Origin of the sequence: Streptosporangium sp. NPDC004379, assembly GCF_042873875.1 — a bacterium.
Classification (GTDB): domain Bacteria; phylum Actinomycetota; class Actinomycetes; order Streptosporangiales; family Streptosporangiaceae; genus Streptosporangium.
On sequence record NZ_JBIAMC010000013.1, the window covers coordinates 65489 to 84061 of the forward strand.

19 protein-coding genes are annotated in these 18573 nt (G+C 72.3%); 10 read left to right on the forward strand and 9 right to left on the reverse strand.

All coding sequences use genetic code 11. The features are described 5' to 3' along the window. The first annotated feature begins 173 nt into the window (after positions 1–173). The 5 genes from acs (at position 174) to ACFYSC_RS26055 (ending at position 5480) form a co-directional block, all read left to right on the forward strand. Entirely contained in the window at positions 174–2159 is a 1986-nt protein-coding gene (gene acs / locus ACFYSC_RS26035) for an acetate--CoA ligase (RefSeq protein WP_389966672.1), read from the forward strand. A gap of 161 nt (positions 2160–2320) precedes the next feature. Beyond that, on the forward strand, positions 2321–3571 hold the full coding sequence (gene nhaA, locus ACFYSC_RS26040; protein ID WP_389966676.1) for a Na+/H+ antiporter NhaA: 1251 nt from the start codon (positions 2321–2323) through the stop codon (positions 3569–3571). 13 nt (positions 3572–3584) lie between these two features. Continuing rightward, positions 3585–4058: a phage holin family protein gene (locus ACFYSC_RS26045; protein ID WP_389966679.1), complete on the forward strand. Its 474-nt coding sequence runs from the start codon at positions 3585–3587 to the stop codon at positions 4056–4058. Then, entirely contained in the window at positions 4055–4978 is a 924-nt protein-coding gene (locus ACFYSC_RS26050; protein WP_389966682.1) for an alpha/beta fold hydrolase, read from the forward strand. The genes ACFYSC_RS26045 and ACFYSC_RS26050 overlap by 4 nt, the downstream gene beginning before the upstream one ends. A 61-nt stretch (positions 4979–5039) precedes the next feature. After that, positions 5040–5480, forward strand: coding sequence for a DUF309 domain-containing protein (locus tag ACFYSC_RS26055; protein WP_389966685.1), 441 nt, complete (start codon positions 5040–5042; stop codon positions 5478–5480). Positions 5481–5488: 8 nt separating this feature from the next. Here ACFYSC_RS26055 and ACFYSC_RS26060 read toward each other — a convergent pair whose 3' ends face one another. Continuing rightward, positions 5489–6691: a MarP family serine protease gene (locus ACFYSC_RS26060; RefSeq protein ID WP_362941217.1), complete on the reverse strand. Its 1203-nt coding sequence runs from the start codon at positions 6689–6691 to the stop codon at positions 5489–5491. A 72-nt stretch (positions 6692–6763) separates the two neighbouring features. Here ACFYSC_RS26060 and ACFYSC_RS26065 point away from each other — a divergent pair, with 72 nt between their 5' ends. After that, positions 6764–7498 carry a HEAT repeat domain-containing protein gene (locus ACFYSC_RS26065; protein WP_389966689.1) on the forward strand — a complete coding sequence of 245 codons (735 nt, stop codon included), beginning with the start codon at positions 6764–6766 and terminating at the stop codon, positions 7496–7498. On the opposite strand, the gene ACFYSC_RS26070 is transcribed toward ACFYSC_RS26065, so the two are convergent. Next, a complete protein-coding gene (locus tag ACFYSC_RS26070; RefSeq protein WP_389967135.1) occupies positions 7448–8026 on the reverse strand; it encodes an NUDIX hydrolase in 579 nt (192 codons plus the stop codon). The two genes, ACFYSC_RS26065 and ACFYSC_RS26070, sit on opposite strands and share 51 nt — an antisense overlap. A gap of 239 nt (positions 8027–8265) precedes the next feature. Beyond that, positions 8266–8985 carry an endonuclease III gene (gene nth, locus ACFYSC_RS26075; protein WP_389966692.1) on the reverse strand — a complete coding sequence of 240 codons (720 nt, stop codon included), beginning with the start codon at positions 8983–8985 and terminating at the stop codon, positions 8266–8268. A gap of 87 nt (positions 8986–9072) precedes the next feature. Between nth and ACFYSC_RS26080 the strand changes: the two genes are divergently transcribed. Continuing rightward, entirely contained in the window at positions 9073–9753 is a 681-nt protein-coding gene (locus ACFYSC_RS26080) for a Crp/Fnr family transcriptional regulator (RefSeq protein ID WP_179820706.1), read from the forward strand. Positions 9754–9898: 145 nt separating this feature from the next. Here the strand turns inward: ACFYSC_RS26080 and ACFYSC_RS26085 are convergent, their stop codons facing one another. From ACFYSC_RS26085 to ACFYSC_RS26100, 4 genes are all read right to left on the reverse strand, one after another. Beyond that, positions 9899–10696, reverse strand: a complete 798-nt coding sequence (locus ACFYSC_RS26085; protein ID WP_389966695.1) for an MBL fold metallo-hydrolase — start codon at positions 10694–10696, stop codon at positions 9899–9901. Positions 10697–10856: 160 nt separating this feature from the next. Continuing rightward, positions 10857–11798, reverse strand: a complete 942-nt coding sequence (locus ACFYSC_RS26090) for an NUDIX hydrolase (RefSeq protein ID WP_389966698.1) — start codon at positions 11796–11798, stop codon at positions 10857–10859. A gap of 125 nt (positions 11799–11923) precedes the next feature. Next, a complete protein-coding gene (locus ACFYSC_RS26095) occupies positions 11924–12382 on the reverse strand; it encodes a RidA family protein (protein ID WP_389966701.1) in 459 nt (152 codons plus the stop codon). Next, on the reverse strand, positions 12379–12534 hold the full coding sequence (locus tag ACFYSC_RS26100) for a DUF4177 domain-containing protein (RefSeq protein ID WP_012887236.1): 156 nt from the start codon (positions 12532–12534) through the stop codon (positions 12379–12381). The genes ACFYSC_RS26095 and ACFYSC_RS26100 overlap by 4 nt, the downstream gene beginning before the upstream one ends. A gap of 205 nt (positions 12535–12739) precedes the next feature. On the opposite strand from ACFYSC_RS26100, the gene ACFYSC_RS26105 reads away from it, so the two are divergent. Both ACFYSC_RS26105 and ACFYSC_RS26110 read left to right on the forward strand, forming a co-directional pair. Further along, complete coding sequence (locus tag ACFYSC_RS26105; protein WP_389966704.1) at positions 12740–13744, forward strand: ArsA-related P-loop ATPase; 1005 nt, start codon at positions 12740–12742, stop codon at positions 13742–13744. Further along, positions 13741–14889: an ArsA family ATPase gene (locus ACFYSC_RS26110; protein ID WP_389966707.1), complete on the forward strand. Its 1149-nt coding sequence runs from the start codon at positions 13741–13743 to the stop codon at positions 14887–14889. The genes ACFYSC_RS26105 and ACFYSC_RS26110 overlap by 4 nt, the downstream gene beginning before the upstream one ends. 193 nt (positions 14890–15082) lie before the next feature. Here ACFYSC_RS26110 and ACFYSC_RS26115 read toward each other — a convergent pair whose 3' ends face one another. Continuing rightward, entirely contained in the window at positions 15083–15379 is a 297-nt protein-coding gene (locus tag ACFYSC_RS26115; protein ID WP_179820724.1) for a WhiB family transcriptional regulator, read from the reverse strand. Between the two features lie 317 nt (positions 15380–15696). Between ACFYSC_RS26115 and ACFYSC_RS26120 the strand changes: the two genes are divergently transcribed. Next, positions 15697–17958 carry a transglycosylase domain-containing protein gene (locus ACFYSC_RS26120; protein WP_389966711.1) on the forward strand — a complete coding sequence of 754 codons (2262 nt, stop codon included), beginning with the start codon at positions 15697–15699 and terminating at the stop codon, positions 17956–17958. 101 nt (positions 17959–18059) lie between these two features. Here the strand turns inward: ACFYSC_RS26120 and ACFYSC_RS26125 are convergent, their stop codons facing one another. Beyond that, a complete protein-coding gene (locus ACFYSC_RS26125; RefSeq protein WP_362941247.1) occupies positions 18060–18515 on the reverse strand; it encodes a GatB/YqeY domain-containing protein in 456 nt (151 codons plus the stop codon). Positions 18516–18573 lie beyond the last annotated feature (58 nt).

Consider the following 18573-nt stretch of genomic DNA (forward strand, 5'->3'; position numbering starts at 1 on the left):
TCGAAAGCACAACGGTTTTCCGACGCGCGTCATCGGCCGTCGAGACCTTTGTGAACCGCGCCGACCCCCTATCACCGGTTGGTACAGACCTGTCTAGACCTCTTGTGGCGGGCACCGCCAGCCTGGTGAAGTGGGACCGTCCAGACCGACCGGCCGTACGTAAGGAGTGCGCAGTGACCCCGGAGACCCCTGGTTCCGAGTCGCGTGAGACCCAGGAGACCTTGTCGAACCTGCTGCAGGAGACCCGGCGGTTCGCGCCTCCCGCCGCCCTCGCCGCGGCCGCCAACGTGACGGCCGACGCCTACACGGAGGCCGAGGCGGACCGCCTGGCGTTCTGGGAGAAGCAGGCCGACCGGCTCGCCTGGTCCAGGCGCTGGGACACCACGCTGGAGTGGAACCCGCCCTTCGCCAAGTGGTTCGTCGGCGGAGAGCTCAACGTCGCCTACAACTGCGTCGACCGCCATGTCGAGGCGGGCCGCGGCGACAAGGTCGCCTACCACTGGGAGGGCGAGCCCGAGGGCGACAGCCGTACCCTCACCTACGCCGACCTGCAGCGCGAGGTCTCCAAGACGGCGAACGCGCTGCGGGAGCTGGGCGTGGGCAGGGGCGACCGGGTCGCCGTCTACATGCCCATGATCCCCGAGCTGCCGATCACGATGCTGGCCTGCGCCCGCATCGGCGCGATCCACTCGGTGGTGTTCGGCGGCTTCTCCGCGAGCGCGCTCAGCGGCCGGATCAAGGACGCCGACGCCAAGCTCGTGGTGACCGCCGACGGCGGCTACCGCAGAGGCGCCCCCAGCGCTCTCAAGCCGACCGTGGACGAGGCGGTCAAGGAGTGCCCCGGCATCGAGCACGTCCTGGTCGTGCGGCGGACCGGCCAGGAGGTGGACTGGACCGACAAGGACGTCTGGTGGCACGACCTGGTGGACCGGCAGTCCGAGACCCACGAGGTCCAGGCGAACGGCGCCGAGGACCCGCTGTTCATCCTCTACACCAGCGGGACGACCGGCAGGCCCAAGGGCATCCTGCACACCACCGGCGGCTATCTCACCCAGGTCGCCTACACCCATGACGCGGTGTTCGACCTCAAGCCCGACACCGACGTCTACTGGTGCACCGCCGACATCGGCTGGGTGACCGGCCACTCCTACATCGTGTACGGCCCGCTGGCCAACGGCGCGACCAGCGTCATCTACGAGGGCACCCCGGACACCCCGCACCGCGGCCGGTTCTGGGAGATCGTGCAGAAGTACGGGGTCACGATCCTCTACACCGCTCCCACGGCGATCCGCACCTTCATGAAGTGGGGTGACGACATCCCCGCCAAGTACGACATGTCGTCCCTGCGCGTCCTGGGAAGCGTCGGCGAGCCGATCAACCCCGAGGCGTACGTCTGGTACCGCGAGCACATCGGCGGCGAGCGATGCCCGGTGGTGGACACCTGGTGGCAGACCGAGACCGGCGGCGTCATGATCAGCCCGCTGCCCGGCGTCACCGCGGCCAAGCCCGGCGCGGCCATGCGCCCGCTGCCCGGCATCAGCGCCGACGTGGTCGACGACCAGGGCAACTCCGTGCCCAACGGCGGTGGCGGCTACCTCGCGATCCGCGACCCGTGGCCGTCGATGCTCCGCACGATCTGGGGTGACGACCAGCGCTACATCGACACCTACTGGTCGCGCTTCGAGGGCATGTACTTCGCGGGCGACGGCGCCAAGAAGGACGAGGACGGTGACATCTGGCTGCTCGGCCGGGTCGACGACGTCATGCTCGTCTCCGGCCACAACATCTCCACCACCGAGGTGGAGTCGGCCCTGGTCTCCCACCCGAAGGTCGCCGAGGCCGCGGTGGTCGGCGCCACCGACCCGGTCACCGGCCAGGCCATCGTGGCGTTCGTGATCCTGCGCGGCAACGCCGAGGAGAGCGACGACGTCGCCGCCGAGCTGCGGAACCACGTGGCGAAGACGCTGGGCCCGATCGCCAAGCCGCGGCAGATCCTGGTGGTCCCCGAGCTGCCGAAGACCCGCTCCGGCAAGATCATGCGGCGTCTCCTGCGCGACGTGGCCGAGAACCGCAGCATCGGCGACGTCACCACGCTCGCCGACAGCACGGTGATGAACCTCATCTCCGAGAAACTCCCCAGCGCCAAGAGCGACGAGTGACCCCCGGCCCGTGTGGCCCCGCGGGCCGTGAATCCACGGACCCGCGGGGCCACACGGGCCGAAAAGGGATTTTCCACCCCATGTAGGCTGACGGGCAGGTGTGCCGGGAAGTCTGGTCGGCCGGTGGGGGAACGACCTCCGCCGCGTTGCCAGGAGGTCCCATGCCCCGTCCCGCACGCCGTCCCGCCGAGATCTGGCCTTTCGGACCCACCATCCGGTACAGCCGCCAGGTCGCCGAGGCGCTGCGCGCCGAGACCGTCGGCGGCGTCGTCATGCTGCTGGCCGCGGTCGCCGCGCTGGTCTGGGCCAACGTCTCCCACGACTCCTACGAGGCGCTGCGCGCCGCCTCCTTCGGCCCACAGGCCCTGGGCCTCGATCTGGAGCTGTACCGGTGGGCCCAGCACGGCCTGCTCGCGGTCTTCTTCTTCGTCGCCGGCGTCGAGGTCAAGGAGGAGTTCGTCCACGGCGAGCTCGCCAACCTCCGCAAGGCCGCGCTGCCCGTCATCGCGGCGATCGCCGGGATGGTCGTGCCCGCCCTGGTCTACCTCGTGGTGAGCCGGGGCGCGCCGGACGCGGCCCGCGGCTGGGCCATCCCCACCGCCACCGACATCGCCTTCGCCCTCGCCGTGCTCGCCGTGACCGCGAGCGCGATGCCGGCCGCACTCCGGGCGTTCCTGCTGACCTGCGCCGTCGTGGACGACCTCGGGGCGATCACCGTCATCGCCGTCTTCTTCAGCCACGACCTGAACCTCCTCGCCCTGCTGGCCGGAGCGGCGATCATCGCCCTGTACGGCCTGCTCCAGGCCCGCCGGGTCCGCGGTCTGTGGATCTACCTCCCGCTCGCCCTGGCCGCCTGGTACGCCGTGGAGATCAGCGGTGTTCACCCGACCGTCGCCGGGGTAGCGCTGGGACTGATGACGCGAGTGCACGCCGCGCCGGGTGAGACGGGCTCCCCCGCCGAACGGGCCGACCACCGGATCCGCCCCCTCTCGGCGGGCCTCGCCGTGCCCGTCTTCGCGTTGCTGTCCGCCGGGGTCCCGCTCGACCTGGCCGGGCTCGGCGACGCGGCCGGCGACCGGGTGGTGCTCGGCGTGGTCGCGGGCCTGGTCGTCGGCAAGTTCATCGGCGTCTTCGGCGGCGCCTGGCTGGCCGTACGGCTCGGCCTGGCGAGGCTGGCCGCGGAGCTGAGCTGGCGGGACATGGCGGCCGTGTCCACCCTGGCGGGAATCGGCTTCACCGTCTCCCTGCTCATCGGAGACCTGGCCTACGGCGGCGACCCGGGGCGGGCGAACGCCGTGACCGTCGGCGTGCTGGCGGCGAGCCTCATCGCCTCGGTCCTGGCGGCGGTCCTGCTCAGGGTGCGCGTGCGCGAACACTCCGCACGCAGGATGATGGTCGACACCGGTGCTTGATTGGAGAACCCTAATGACGCAGATCCCACCCGCGGAACCCCAGGAGGAGTCGCTGGGCTCGCTGGTCGCCGCGGCCACCGACCAGATCTCCACCCTGGTCCGCGCCGAGATCGAGCTGGCCAAGTCCGAGCTCAGGTTCGACGCCAAGCGGGCCGGCGTGGCGGCCGGTCTGTTCGGCGCCGCCGCGTTCATGGCCCACCTCTGCCTGATCCTGGCCTCGTTCGCCATCGCCTACGGGCTGGTCGCCCTCGGCGTCTGGACGTGGCTGGCGTTCGCGATCGTCACGGTGTTCTACCTGGTGGTGGCGGGCCTGTTCGTCTACCTCGGCATCCGCCGGCTCAAGGGCCTGACCGGGATGAAGCGGACGCTGCACTCGCTGAAGACGCTCAAGAGCGGCGAGAGCGACCTCCCCGTCGCGGCGGCGCCCGTCCCCCCGACGGCGGGCCAGGTCGGTTCGCACCGTGAGCCGGTGAGCCGGGACCTGTGAACGCCCCCGACGAGTCCCTGGTACGGGTCGAAGGCCCCTGGACCCACCGCTCGGTGCACGCCGGCGGGACCCGCTTCCACGTGGTGGAGGCCGGTGAGGGGCCGCTCGTGCTGCTGCTGCACGGGTTCCCGCAGTTCTGGTGGACCTGGCGCAACCAGCTCGTCTCGCTGCCCGCGGCGGGATACCGCGCCGTCGCCGTCGACCTGCGCGGCTACGGCGGCAGCGACAAGCCGCCGCGCGGCTACGACCTGCCCACGCTGGCCGGTGACGCGGCCGGGCTGATCCGGGCGCTGGGCGAGAGCGGCGCCGTCGTGGTCGGCCACGACTGGGGCGGGCTGCTGGCCTGGACGATGGCGGTGTGCGACCCCAAGGCGGTCCTGCGGCTGGTGACGGTGTCGGCCCCGCACCCGCGCAGGCTCCGCGCGGCCCTGTTCGGCGAGCCGTTCGGCCAGCTTCGGGCGGCCTCCTACGCGCTGGGCTTCCAGCTTCCGTTCCTGCCCGAGCGCCTCCTGACGGCCGGGGGCGGGGCGAAGGTCGGCCGGATGCTCGACGAGTGGTCGGGGCCGGGCTGGCCGGAGGAGGACGTGGCGAGGACCTACCGCGAGGTGTTCCGCATCCCCACGGTCTCCCACTGCGCGGTGGAGTATCACCGCTGGTTCGCCCGCTCCCAGCTCCGTCCCGACGGGCTGCGGTACGCCAGGATGATGCGGAAGGGGATCGACGCGCCCACGCTGCAACTGCACGGCGCGCTGGACCCCCACGCCCTGCCGCGCACCGCCCACGGCTCGGGCCGCTACGTGACCGGCCCCTACCGGTGGAAGATGATCGACGGCGCCGGGCACTTCCCGCACGAGGAGCGCCCGGAGGAGTTCGACGCCGAGCTGATCTCGTGGCTGGCCGATCCGGAGCCGGGCCGGTGATCCCACGCGACCGCGTCCCCGGGGCGTCCCCGGCCCGCTGTACGGCGAAGGAGTCCGGCCGGTGATCCCCAGAGACCGCGACCCGGAGGGACGGCCGCGCAACCGGCGGCCCCGGGACGCCTTCGGCAGGCCGCTGCCGCACGACGCCGAGGGCGTCGAGCGCGTCCCCGACGACTACGCGCCGAGCGCCGCCGAAGCCCTGTCGGAGGCGCGGCGGCTGCTCGGCGCGGGCCGGCCGTTCCACGCCCACGAGGTGTTCGAGGGCCGGTGGAAGAACTCCCCGGCCGGGGAGCGGGAGCTGTGGCAGGGGCTGGCGCAGATCTGCGTCGGCCTCACCCACCTCCAGCGCGGCAACCGTCGCGGGGCCGCGGCGCTGCTCGCCCGGGGAGCGGACCGGGTCGAGGGGTACGGCGCGCCGTACGAAGAGGTCGCCCGGACCGCCCGGACCCTGGGGGACGCGGACGCCGGGACGGCCGTCGCCGCGATCCGGGACCTCCTCTAAAGGGCCGGTCAGCCGCCGCTCTGGTCGCACTCCTGGGTGCTGACCCGGTTGACCAGCCGCGAGCCGTCCTGGGCGTCCGGCGTGACCTCGGCGGCGGTGAGGACGTATCCCGTCTCGCGCTGGTCGAGGGCCGCGGCGAAGACGACGCCGTAGACCTTGCCCTCGGGGGAGAGCAGCGGCCCGCCGGAGTTGCCCTGCCGTACCAGGCCGCGGATCGCGTAGACGTCGCGGAAGACCGTCTTGCGGTCGTAGATGTCAGGCCCCTTCGCCTTCTGCTGGCCCCGGATGCGGGCGACGTTGGGTGTGAAGCCGTGGCCGTGCGGGAAGCCCGCGACGATCGCGTCGTCTCCCTTCTCGGCGCCGCCGTCGAAGCGCAGGACCGGGAGGTTCAGGCCGGGGACGTAGAGGATCGCGATGTCCCGGTCGGGGTTGTAGAGCACGACCCTGGCGTCGTGGACGTTGTTGAGGTAGTCGGTGACCTGCAGGCCCTGGTCGACGCCCGCGACCACGTGGGCGTTGGTCATGATCCGGTTCTGGGAGTAGACGAAGCCGGTGCCCTCGATGTGCCTGCGGCAGCTCGTGGCGATGCCCTGGACCTTGACGATGCCCCGGCGGGCCCGCGAGAGCTGCGATCCCTTCAGCACGCCCTGGTCGGGCGGCGGCACCTCGACGAACTGGCCCGCCCCTATGGCGTCGAAGACCTTGGGGAAGCCGGAGGTGTCGATGAAGCTCTTGAACGGCTTCTGGAAGTCCTTCGCCGCGGTGGGCAGCGCCTGGTCGACGGTGCTGATCAGCAGCGACTTGTTGACCTGCTCGCTGAGCAGCGTGAACTGCGAGGAGGCCAGCAGCGATCCGATCAGCCAGGCGGTGACCAGCACCGAGAACGCGCTGGCGAAGGTGCCGCCCACCGCGTCGACGACCTTCGCGGGCTCCCAGGTGACGTGGCTGCGGACCACCGCGCCGATCGTCGAGGAGGCGAACTGCCCGATGGTCGCGCTGAGGAACACGATGACGATGGCGAGCAGCGCCCGCTCGGTCTCCCCGTCGACCACGGCGGCCGCGATCGGCGGGGCGATGAACATGCCCAGCAGCCCTCCGCCGACGAATCCGACGAAGCTCAGCGCCCCGATGATGAACCCCTGCCGGTATCCCGACACCGCGAAGGCCACCATCAGTGCGATCAGGATAAGGTCGAGGAGATCACCACTCACCCCTTTACGGTATCCACCGACCGGCCCGCGCGTGCACTCCTTCGGCGACGTGCGGCCCGTTATCGTGGCCGTATGGCAACGATCGGGGGGTCGGCGCCCGTGGCGGCTCTCATAGAGACCGCGCTGCGGGACCAGGAGGACGGCGAGGTCCGCTGGCACGTGATCGGGCTGCTGGGCGAGCGGCACGACCTGGAGACCCTCGCCGCGGCGCGGCGGCTGTGCGACGGCGGGACGGTGGCCGAGCGGACGCTCGGGGCCGACATCCTCGGCCGTCTGGGCCTCAACGACCGCGGCCTGCCCATCCTGCGCGCGCTGGCCGCCCGCGAGGAGGACCGGACGGTCCTGTACTCGGTGCTGATCGCCTTCGGCCATCTCCACGACCGCCGCGCGCTGCCGTCGGTGATCCGCCTGAGCGAGCATCCCGACCCGAGGGTGCGGTACGGCGCGGCCTACGCGCTGCCGAACATCGTGGGCAGACCGCCGGACCCCACGGGCCTCGCGGCGCTGCGGCGGCTGGCCGCCGACCCCGATGACGACGTGGCCGAGTGGGCCTGCCTGGGCCTGGCGCTGTCGACGGGCGGCGCGATCGACGGCGTCCGGCCGGCCGCCGCGACCGGTGACGGGCGGCCGGCGACCGCCGGCGAGGAGAGCGCGCGGCCGTCAGGCGGCGGGACCGGCGGACGGTCGCCAGGCGATGGCGGGGCCCGCGCCGGGCGGCCGTCAGACGGCGGGGACGGCGGGGACGGCGGGCGGCCGTCAGCGGGTGGCGAGGTTGACGACGTCCGGGGGGATGTCCTCGACCCGTGAGCGGTCCCAGGGCCGCTCGAATCCCGATCCGGCGAGCACGCCGTCGAGCACTCCGGCGGTGAAGCCCCACACCAGCAGCCCCCGCACCCGGAACGCCGGGCCGCTGTAGCCGCTCGGGTGGCGCAACCGGAGGCGGTTGACCGGGTCGACCAGCTCGGCCACCGGGACCCGCTCCACCGACTCCACCTCGTCGGGCGAGGCCGCGTGGACCGCGCACGGGGTGTGCCACCAGCCCAGCACCGGGGTCACCCGGTTGTGGCTGTGCGAGACGTACAGCTCCGGCATCGTGCCGACGACGTGCACCCCCGCCGGGTCGAGGCCGGTCTCCTCCCGCGCCTCGCGCAGCGCGGCGGCGACCGGGCCGCCGTCGACGGGATCGACCCCGCCGCCGGGGAACGCGGGCTGGCCCGCGTGCAGACGCCCGCGCCGGCTGCGCTGGATCAGCAGCACGTCGGGGCCGAGAGGGCCCTCACCGAACAGCAGCAGCACCGCGGCGGCGCGCCCTCCGGAGGCGGGCGGGCGCAGCATCGGGGGAACCGGCGCCTTGGCGGCTCTTCTGGCGAGGGTTTCCAACCATCCGGGAACTTCCACGGGTACACCTCCGATCTTCTGCAACACCTCGGCCCGGCCGGTTGCTTCCCGGGTCCCGCCGCTTCCGGAGGGTTCGCGGGAGCCGGGGCTGCGGGGGCCGAGGGCGCGCGGGTTCCATGATCCTCTCCGGCCCGCCCGCCTCTCCGGCCCGTCCGCGGGAGGGCCGGGCGGCCGGATCAGGAGAACGGTCCGGGCCGCACCAGTTTCCCGGCCTGGACGGGATCGACCGGGCCGATGCCGTACGAGGGGCAGAGGGCGGCGAGCGGGCAGACGCCGCAGGCGGGTTTGCGCGCGTGGCACATGCGGCGGCCGTGCCAGATCATGCGGTGGGACGCCATCGTCCAATCGCGTCTGGGGATCAACTCCCCCACGACCTTCTCGATCTTCACCGGGTCGGTCTCCGTGGTCCAGCCGAACCGGCCGGCCAGGCGCTGGAAGTGGGTGTCCACGGTGATGCCGGGGACACCGTACGCGTTGCCCAGCACGACGTTCGCCGTCTTGCGGCCCACGCCGGGCAGCTTGATGAGGTCGGCGAGCCTGCGGGGGACCTCGCCGCCGTGACGCTCGCAGACGGCCTGGGCCATGCCGACGATGCTGGCGGCCTTGGCGCGGAAGAAGCCGGTGGACCGGATCAGCTCCTCCAGTTCGGCCCGGTCGGCGGCGGCGTAGTCCTCCGCTGTTCTATATTTCATAAAAAGAGCTGGAGTGACTAGATTGACCCTTTTGTCGGTGCACTGCGCGGACAGGATCGTCGCGACCAGCAGTTCGAGCGGGTCGCGGAAGTCGAGTTCACAGTGCGCGTCGGGGTAGGTCTCCGCCAGGATCCGGTCCATTCGCCGGGCACGACGGACCAGGGCGAGCCGGGTCTCACCAGCGGGGATGATGTTGCGGGCCACCCCGACAGCCTACGCGTACGGCCCCCTTTGGGACCGCGCGGTGGGATACGTCACAATGACTGCGTGAGCCGTGAAACAGGAGGCACTGTGAACACCGACGACGTGCTGGGCAAGGCACCTCTGTTCGCGGCGCTCGACCGTGAGAGCGCCGCGGCGCTGCGCACGAGCATCTCCGAGGTCACCCTGTCCAAGGGGCAGACGCTCTTCAGTGAGAACGAGACGGGCGACCGCCTCTACGTGGTGCTCGAAGGCAAGATCAAGCTGTCCAGGACCGCGCCGGACGGCCGGGAGAACCTGCTGAGCGTGCTCGGCCCGGGTGAGATGTTCGGCGAGCTGTCGCTGTTCGACCCCCGTCCCCGCACCGCCTCCGCCATCGCCCTGACCGACGTCCGGCTGGCCGGGCTCGGGCACGACGACCTGCGTCCCTGGCTGACGGGCCGTCCCGAGGTCGCCCTGCACCTGCTGCGGGCGCTGGCCCAGCGGCTGCGCCGCACCAACGACGTGCTGGCCGACCTGGTCTTCACCGACGTCCCGGGGCGGGTCGCCAAGGCGCTGCTCGACCTGGCCGACCGCTTCGGCCAGCGGATCGACGACGGCATCCGCGTCCACCACGACCTCACCCAGGAGGAGCTGGCCCAGCTCGTCGGCGCGTCCCGGGAGACGGTGAACAAGGCCCTCGCCGACTTCGCCCAGCGCGGCTGGCTGCGGATCGAGGCCAAGGCCGTGGTCATCCTCGATCTGGAGCGCCTGCACAACCGCTCCCGGTAGGACCCGCCGGGACCGTTGGGACCGTTCCCACGGCGTTCCCACGACCGGCCGGACCACGTGGCCGACCTGCCGGACCACGCGGCCGACCGGGCCCACGCGACCGGCCCGGCCGGCCGGCCGTACGGGCGGGCGGGCCACGGCGCGGTCAGCCCTCCAGGTAGCCGAGCTGGGCGCGGACCGACATCTCGGCGGCCGGCCAGAGCGACGGGTCGACGTCCGCGTAGACGATCTCGACGATCTCCCGCGGCGTCGCCGCGCCCCGGGCGCGGGCCGCCCGGATCTGGTCCAGCCGCCGCCTGCGGTGCGCGACGTAGCCGTCCAGCGCGCCGACCGGATCGGCCAGCACCGGACCGTGACCGGGCAGCAGGGCCTCGGCCCCGGCCCGTTCGGCCGTCGCCCGCAGCCGGTCCAGCGACCGCAGGTAGTCGGCCAGGTCGCCGTCCGGGGCGATCACGGTGGTGCCCCGGCCGAGGACGGTGTCGCCGGTCAGCATCGCCCGGTCCTCCGGCAGCCAGAAGCACAGCGAGTCGAACGAGTGGCCGGGGGTGCCGACGACGTGCAGCTCCAGGTCGCCGGCGGTGACCACGTCGCCGTCGGCGAGGCCCTCGTCGCCGAGACGGTGCCGGGGGTCCAGCGCCCTGACCGGCGCGCCCACCAGCCCGGCGAACCTCCGTGCGCCGCCGCTGTGGTCGTCGTGACCGTGGGTCAGCAGGATCGCCGCCACCCTGCGCCCGGCCAGGCGGGCGGCGACCCGCGCGAGATGCGCCTCGTCGTCCGGCCCGGGATCGACGACGAGCACGTCCTCCTCCACGTCCTCACGGCCGATCACCCACGTGTTCGTGCCGTCCAGCGTCATCGGGGACGGGTTGGGCGCCAGCAGCGCCAGGGTGTGGGCCGTGCCGGAGCCGTCCGGCCCGCCCAGGGGTATCCGCAGCCCGCTCACACCCTCTCCTCCCGCCGCACGTCCCCGGACCGCCGCATGCCCCCGGACCGCCGCATGCCCCCGGACCGCCGGGCGGTCTCCGGTCCTCCGGGCGCCCCGCTCGCCGTGACCCCTCGCGCGCCCGCGCTCACCGGGGGTCCGGCCTGAAGTGCGCCCGCGCTCACCGGCGGCCCTGCCTGAAGTACTCGCCGTCGAGCACCAGGCACAGCTCCCCGTCCACCTCGGCGACCTCCGGCATGAGCGTGACGATCTCCCGCCGTACGGCGAGCACGTCGGCCACGGTCGCGTACCCGGCGAGCTCGCCGAGCGTGCGGTAGGTCGGGGGCATCAGGAGGATCCGCCCGTCCCTGGCCCCGGCGAGCGCGTCGGCGGGCCGGGCCCAGGTCACCTGGTCGGCCTCGCCGCCGACGTCGCGGGTGCGCTGGCCCGAGGGGAGGGCGGCGACGAAGAAGCGGGTGTCGAAGCGCCGGGGCTCGACCACCGGGGTGATCCAGTGGCCCCAGGGCCGCAGCAGGTCGGAGCGGAGGACCAGTCCGCGCCCGGCGAGGAAGTCGGCGAACGACAGGCTCCGGTCGATCAGGGCCAGCCGGTCGGCCTCCCAGTCGTCGCCGGTGGTGTCGGCAACGACGGACGTCGGGGACGAGCCGGCGAGCAGGACGCCCGACTCCTCGAACGTCTCGCGCACCGCGGCGCACACCAGGCCGCGGGCGAGCTTCTCGTCCGCCCCGAAGACCTCGCCCCACTCGGCGGGCGACGGCCCGGCCCATGCGACCGCGTGGTCGGCGTCCCGGGGGTCCACCGACCCGCCGGGGAAGACGTAGGCGCCCGCCGCGAAGGCCATCGCGGCCGTGCGCCGGAGCAGGTAGACCTCCACGCTCCCGTGCCCGGACCCCCCGGCGTCGATGCCTCCGGCGCTCCCGGAGTCTCCCGCGCCCCCAGCGCTCTCAACGTCCCCGGCGCTCTCAACGCCCTCGGCGTTCGCGGTGCCCTCGCGCAGCAGGACCACGGTGGCGGCGTCCCGGGCCGGAACGGGCCGCGCCCGCCCGGCCAGGATGTCGCGCGCGCGCTCGCCGTCCGCGCCGGAAAGCGGGAACCCGCCCATTCAGATCCTCCACCAGAACAACAGTCGGTCTCGGTGACCATCATGTGGCAGGTCCGCCGCTCCGGACAATCGCGGCCGGCCCCGGCGGCCGGGCCGGGACCGGCCCGGCCACCGGCGAGCCGCCGTCAGCGGACCTCGGCGATCAGTTCGACCTCCACCGGCGCGTCCAGCGGGAGGACCGCCACGCCCACCGCGCTGCGGGCGTGCCCGCCGGTCTCGGCGAACACCCTGCCGAGCAGGTCGCTCGCGCCGTTGATCACCTGCGGCTGCCCGGTGAAGTCGGGGGCGCTGGCCACGAAGCCGACGACCTTGACGATCCGCACGATGTTGTCCACGCCGCCCGCCGCCGACGCCGCGGCGGCCAGAGCGTTCAGCGCGCAGATCCCGGCGAGGCCGGCGGCCTCCTCCGCGGTCAGCTTCTCGCCGACCTTGCCCGTCGCCACGAGCCCGCCGTCCACCATCGGGAGCTGGCCCGAGGTGTAGACGTGGTTGCCCGTCCGGACGGCCGGGACGTAGGACGCCAGCGGCGCCGCGACCTCCGGCAGCGCGATGCCCAGCTCGTCCAGCCTCTGCTGCGGCGTCACTGCTTGGGCCGCTTCAGGTAGGCGACCAGCTGCTCGGGGTTCGGCCCCGGCACGACCTGGACGAGCTCCCAGCCGTCCTGGCCCCAGTTGTCGAGGATCTGCTTGGTCGCGTGGACCAGCAGTGGCACCGTCGAGTACTCCCATTTCGTCATGGGGGACACATTAGCGAGGCGGGCCCGACCGGCGTCCGCCCTACGCCGCCCCGCGATCGCGCGCCCGTTCCGCCCCTGGTCCGTCCCCGTTTCGGGACCGTACGGCCGGCCGCGCGCCGCGGAAGTGAGCGGGATCACCGTGATGGGTCCCGGAGCAGGACGGTCCGGGCGAATCGTGAGGTGACGGTTGGGTAGCCTTCGAGACGTGAGAGCTCGCGACACCGACTGGGACGGCGTACGCCTCCACGTCGTCACCGGGAAGGGCGGCACCGGCAAGACCACGGTGGCCGCCGCGCTCGCCCTTGCCCTCGCCGCGGGCGGACGCAAGGTCCTGCTGGTCGAGGTCGAGGGCCGGCAGGGCATCGCGCAGGTCTTCGACCTGCCGCCGCTGCCGTACGAGGAGCGGCGGGTCGCCGTCGCGCCGGGGGGCGGGGACGTCCACGCCCTGGCCGTCGATCCCGAAGAGGCCATGCTCGACTACCTCGAGATGTTCTACGGCATGCGCCGGGCGGGCAAGGCCCTGACCAAGATGGGCATCGTCGACTTCGCCACCACCGTCGCCCCCGGCTTCCGCGACGTCCTGGTGACCGGCAAGACCACCGAGGCGGTCCGCCGCAAGAACAAGGACGGCAGGCGCGTCTACGACGCGGTCGTGCTCGACGCGCCCCCGACCGGGCGGATCACCCGCTTCCTCAACGTCACCAACGAGGTGGCGGGCCTGGCCAGGGTCGGCCCCATCAAGAACCACGCCGACCTGGTGAACGGCGTGGTGGCCTCCCCGGAGACCGCCGTGCACTTCGTCACGCTCCTGGAGGAGATGCCGGTCCAGGAGACCCTCGACGGGCTCGCCGAGCTGACCGCCGCCGGGCTCCCGCCCGGCGGGATCTTCACGAACATGGTCAGGGAGTCGCTGCTCCCCGCCTCCGTGCTGGACGCCGCGGCCGGCGGCCGGTTCGACCCGGCCGAGCTGGCGCTCGGTCTCAAGGCCGCGGGGCTCGCCGACGGCACCTCCGACGCCGCCGCGGTGGCCGAGGCGCTCGCCGAGGAGATCGTCGAGCACGCCCACCGCACCGGGCTGGAGCAGCGGGAGCGGGAGTCGCTCAACGCGTCCGGCCGCCCCCGCTACGAGCTGCCGTTGCTGGCCGACGGGGTCGACCTCGCCGGGCTGTACGAGCTGGCCGAATCGATCCGCAACCAGGGAGCAGCATGAGCGAGCGACCCGGCGGGCACCGGGACGTCCCGGTCCTCGACCTCGACGCGATCGTCGACGACCCGGACACCCGGATCATCGTCTGCTGCGGCTCCGGCGGCGTCGGCAAGACCACCACCGCGGCCGCGCTGGGGCTGCGCGCGGCCGAGCGCGGCCGGGCGGCCGTCGTGCTCACCGTCGATCCGGCGCGGCGGCTCGCGCAGTCGATGGGCCTCACCGAGCTGGACAACGTCCCGCGGCCGGTCGAGGACGTGGCGGGCGACGGCACGCTGCACGCCATGATGCTCGACATGAAGCGGACCTTCGACGAGATCATCGAGGCCCACGCCGACCCGGAGCGGGCCCGGCAGATCTTGACGAACCCCTTCTACCAGTCGCTGTCGTCCAGCTTCTCCGGCACCCAGGAGTACATGGCGATGGAGAAGCTCGGCCAGCTGCGCCGGTCGGGTGAGTGGGACCTCATCATCGTGGACACCCCGCCGTCGCGGTCCGCGCTCGACTTCCTGGACGCGCCGGAACGGCTCGGCCGCTTCCTGGACGGCCGGCTGATCCGCGTGCTGACCGCCCCCGCCAAGGCGGGCGGGCGGAGCGCGTTCAAGCTGTTCAACGCGGGCTTCGGCCTGATCGCCGGGGCCATGACCAAGCTGCTGGGCGCGCAGGTGCTCAAGGACCTGCAGACGTTCGTCTCCGCGCTGGACGCCGTCTTCGGCGGCTTCCGGGCGCGCGCCGAGCAGACCTACCGGCTGTTGCAGGCCCCCGGGACCGCGTTCGTCGTCGTGGCCGCGCCCGAGCGCGACGCGATGCGTGAGGCGTCGTACTTCGTGGAACGGCTCGCCGAGGAGCGGATGCCCCTGGCGGGCGTCGTGATCAACCGGGTGCACCGCTCGCCCGCTGAGGGCCTGTCGGCCGCGCGCAGCGCCGCCGCCGCCGAGGAGCTGGAGTCGCGGGGCGGGCACGATCTGGCCGCCGCCGTGCTCCGGCTGCACGCCGGCCGGATGCAGCTCGCCGCCCGCGAGCACCGCGAGCGCGAGCACTTCGTCACCGCCCACCCGACGGTGCCCGTCGCGGAGGTGCCGGCCATGTGGGAGGACGTGCACGATCTGGAGGGTCTCCGCCAGATCGGCAAGCTCCTGGCAGCCCAGTAGCGCACCGGTCCCGGCCGCGGTGCCCCGGTCCCGGCCGCCCGGTGGCGCCCCGGTCAGTGCCCCGGAGGCCTTCAGGCCGGCGGGCTCCCGGCCGTCCGGTGACGCCTCGGGGCCTCCCCCGGAACACGCCCCGGAACACGCGGATACGGCCGGCGCCGAGGCGCCGGCCGTACATACGTGATCGGAACGGACGTCAGCCGGCGATCAGCTCGTTCGTCCGCTCGTACTCCTCCTTGGCCATCTCCAGCAGATCGCGCCAGGAGTCGACGTCAGGTCGCCGGCGCAGCAACGCGCGGCGCTCGCGCTCGGTCATCCCGCCCCACACCCCGAACTCGATGCGGTTGTCCAGTGCATCGGCGAGGCACTCGGTACGGACCGGGCATCCCCGGCAGATCAGCTTCGCCCGGTTCTGGGCAGCGCCCTGAACGAACAACGCGTCAGGATCCGCACCCTTACAGGCCGCACGGGAGGTCCAATCCGTGATCCACATTCGACCCCACTCCCCTTAGGTGGTCAGTCGTGACTTGGGGCCGACGGGCGCGGGCGTCGGGCCTCCGTATTCAGTTGCCGCAGAAAGAGAACGTACGCAATCAGACGTTCGAGCCGACAGACCCCGGCGGGACCAATTTCCCGCATGGTCATCAGCGGCCACGTGGCCGGGAATGACTAGTCACCTGACTCGGCGCGCGGCCGTCGCCTGACTCGATACATGACCGGGTCAAGTCTGATTGGCGATCCGTTACCGTTTGGGACATCCGTCCGACGTACTCTTGACGTGTGCAAGCTCAGGGCAAAGATCATGTAACGGTGATAGGCGCGGTCGGAAAGGTTCTGCGGCTGGTCGCCGCGGGCGCCGCCGCGGGTCTTCTGGCGGCCGGCGTCGCGTTCCCGGCGGTCGGGGGCGCGGGACTCGGCGTGAACTCCGTCACAGAGGAGCTGCACCTACGCCCTGAGGCGCTCAAGGAACCCCCGCTGCCGGAGAAGACCGTCCTGCTGGACGCCGACGGCAAGCCGTTCGCGCAGTTCTACTACGAGAACCGCGAGTCGGTGAAGCTCGACGAGATCGCCGACGTCATGAAGACCGCGATCATCTCGATCGAGGACTTCCGGTTCTACGAGCACGGCGCCATCGACATCGAGGGCACCATGCGCGCGGCGGTGCGGAACGCGGGCGGCAGCTCCACGCAGGGCGGCTCCTCGATCACCCAGCAGTACGTCAAGCAGGTGCTCTTCAACAGCGCCGAGACCCCCGAGGAGAAGCAGGCCGCGATCGCGCCGACCATCTCCCGGAAACTCAACGAGCTGCGCTACGCCCTGGCGGTCGAGGAGAAGTACACCAAGTCGGAGATCCTGGAGAAATATCTCAACATCTCCTACTTCGGCGCCGGCGCCCACGGCATCCAGGCGGCGGCCAAGCGGTTCTTCGGCAAGCCGGCGTCCAAGCTGGAACTGTGGCAGGCCGCCACGCTGGCCGGCGCCGTACAGGACCCCAACGGCACCGACCCGGCCCGGCACCAGGGCGAGTCCTCCAAGCCCTGGAAGGCCCGCCAGCAGAAGCTGCTGGAGCGGCGCAACACCGTCCTGAACCGCATGTACGAGCTCGGCAAGATCACGAAGCAGGAGGCCGACGAGGCCAAGGCCAAGAAGCTCGGGTTCAAGGACGTCTCGGCCCCGGGCGGCTGCGAGACCAGCAAGTACCCCTACTTCTGCGTCTACGTGCGCGAGGAGATCCGCCACAACAAGCTGTTCGGCAAGTCCCCCGAGGCGCGCGAGAAGCTGCTCCAGCGCGGCGGCCTGACGATCAAGACGACGCTCGACCCGCAGGCGCAGAAGTCCTCGGAGAAGGCCATCAAGCAGATGGTCCACGCGAGCGACAAGCCGGTCGCCTCGCAGGCGATGGTCGTCCCCGGCACCGGCGCCATCAGGGCGATGGCCTCCAGCCGGAAGTTCGGCACGAGCAAGAAGAAGAACGAGAGCAGCATCAACTTCGCCGCCGACGCCCAGCACGGCGGCGGCATCGGCTTCCAGGCGGGCTCGACGTTCAAGGCCTTCACCCTGCTCACCGCGCTCGACCAGGGGATGAAGCTCAACGACGGCAACACCACCGGCAAGTCCTACAACGCCCCCAGCCACGGCGCGTTCCGCGACTGCAAGGGCAACGCGGTCGGCGAGCCCACTCATGACGTCTTCAACTCCAGCGAGGGCGGCGGCGGCTTCAAGTCGCTGACCACCGGCACGCTGGGCTCGGTGAACACCTTCTTCATGAAGCTGGAGGAGAAGGTCGGCCTCTGCAACGTCGTCAAGACGGCCAAGAAGCTCGGCATCCAGCGGTCCGACGGCGGCCCGCTGCGCGAGGTCGAGACCTTCACCCTCGGCGTCAACGAGATGGACCCGGTGACGGTCTCCGCCGCCTACGCGACCATCGCGGCCCGCGGCACCTACTGCGAGCCGATGGCCATCACCGAGATCCGCGACCGCTACGGCAAGGCCACGCCGTACAAGCCGAAGTGCGAGGAGGTCCTCGACGAGGAGGTCGCCGACGCGGCCACCCACATCATGTCCGGGGTGTTCACCAAGGGCACGATGAGCGAGATCGGCGGCATCGGCCGGCCGGCGGCGGGCAAGACCGGCACCACCGACGCCTACACCGCCGCCTGGTTCGCCGGGTTCACCCCCGACCTCGCCTCCGCGGTCAGCCTCGGCGACCCGCGCGGCGCCTTCACCCACGACCTGACGGGCGTGACGATCGGCGGCCGCTACTACGGCTACGTCTACGGCGCCACCATCTCCGGGAAGATCTGGAAGCTGTCCATGCCCGGCGCGCTGAAGGGCGTCGACCCGACCTCCTTCCACTCGGTCAACATGGACCGCTTCGGCGGCTGCTCCGGCAACTGCGCGCCCAAGCCGCCGCCGAAGAAGCCGGGTGACGTCGGCGGCGACTTCGGCGACGACGGCGGCGACAACACGGTCGTCAACGACGGCGGCACCTTCGGGCCCGGCTTCGGCCGGGGCAACGGACGGGGCCGGGGCCGGGGTAACGGCGGCGTCGTCAACGAGGGCACCCGCTAGGAACCCGTGGACGCCCCGCCGGTCCTTCCAGGGACCGGCGGCCGGACCGTCGGAGCCCTCCCCGCATCGCGGGAGGGCTCCCGGTGTTCTCCGGAGCGGGCTTAGGCGCTCAGGCGGGTCCGCACGATCTGCGCCACCCGGCCGCCCTCGGCCCGCCCCGCGACCTTGGGGTTCAGGACCTTCATGACCTGGCCCATCTCCCTGGGCCCGGAGGCGCCGGTCTCGGCGATGGCCTCGTCCACCAGCCCGGCGATCTCGTCGTCGGAGAGCTGGGCGGGGAGGTACTCCTCCAGCACCGCCTGCTCGTCCAGCTCGGCCTGCGCCTGCTCGGCGCGGCCCGCGCCGCTGAACGCCTCCGCCGCCTCCCGGCGCTTCTTGGCCTCCTTGGTCAGCACCTTGACGATCTCGTCGTCGGAGAGCTCGCGCGCCGTCTTGCCGGCCACCTCCTCGACGTTCACGGCCGCCAGGGCCATGCGGATGGTCCGGGTGCGGACCTCGTCGCGGCCCTTCATCGCGGCCGTGAGGTCGGCCTTCAGCTTGTCCTTCAATGTGCTCATGCGGTCCATCTTGCCGTCTCACCGGTCCCGGTGTATCCAGGGTTTCTCCCAGGGTGCC

Bases quoted from the DNA above. Each gene is read 5' to 3' on its own strand.
- nhaA (WP_389966676.1), top strand. From the start codon at position 2,321: ATGCCCCGTCCCGCACGCCGTCCCGCCGAGATCTGGCCTTTCGGACCC.
- ACFYSC_RS26045 (WP_389966679.1), top strand. From the start codon at position 3,585: ATGACGCAGATCCCACCCGCGGAACCCCAGGAGGAGTCGCTGGGCTCG.
- ACFYSC_RS26065 (WP_389966689.1), top strand. From the start codon at position 6,764: ATGGCAACGATCGGGGGGTCGGCGCCCGTGGCGGCTCTCATAGAGACC.
- ACFYSC_RS26070 (WP_389967135.1), bottom strand. From the start codon at position 8,026: ATGCTGCGCCCGCCCGCCTCCGGAGGGCGCGCCGCCGCGGTGCTGCTG.
- ACFYSC_RS26090 (WP_389966698.1), bottom strand. From the start codon at position 11,798: ATGGGCGGGTTCCCGCTTTCCGGCGCGGACGGCGAGCGCGCGCGCGAC.
- ACFYSC_RS26100 (WP_012887236.1), bottom strand. From the start codon at position 12,534: ATGACGAAATGGGAGTACTCGACGGTGCCACTGCTGGTCCACGCGACC.
- ACFYSC_RS26110 (WP_389966707.1), top strand. From the start codon at position 13,741: ATGAGCGAGCGACCCGGCGGGCACCGGGACGTCCCGGTCCTCGACCTC.
- ACFYSC_RS26115 (WP_179820724.1), bottom strand. From the start codon at position 15,379: ATGTGGATCACGGATTGGACCTCCCGTGCGGCCTGTAAGGGTGCGGAT.
- ACFYSC_RS26125 (WP_362941247.1), bottom strand. From the start codon at position 18,515: ATGAGCACATTGAAGGACAAGCTGAAGGCCGACCTCACGGCCGCGATG.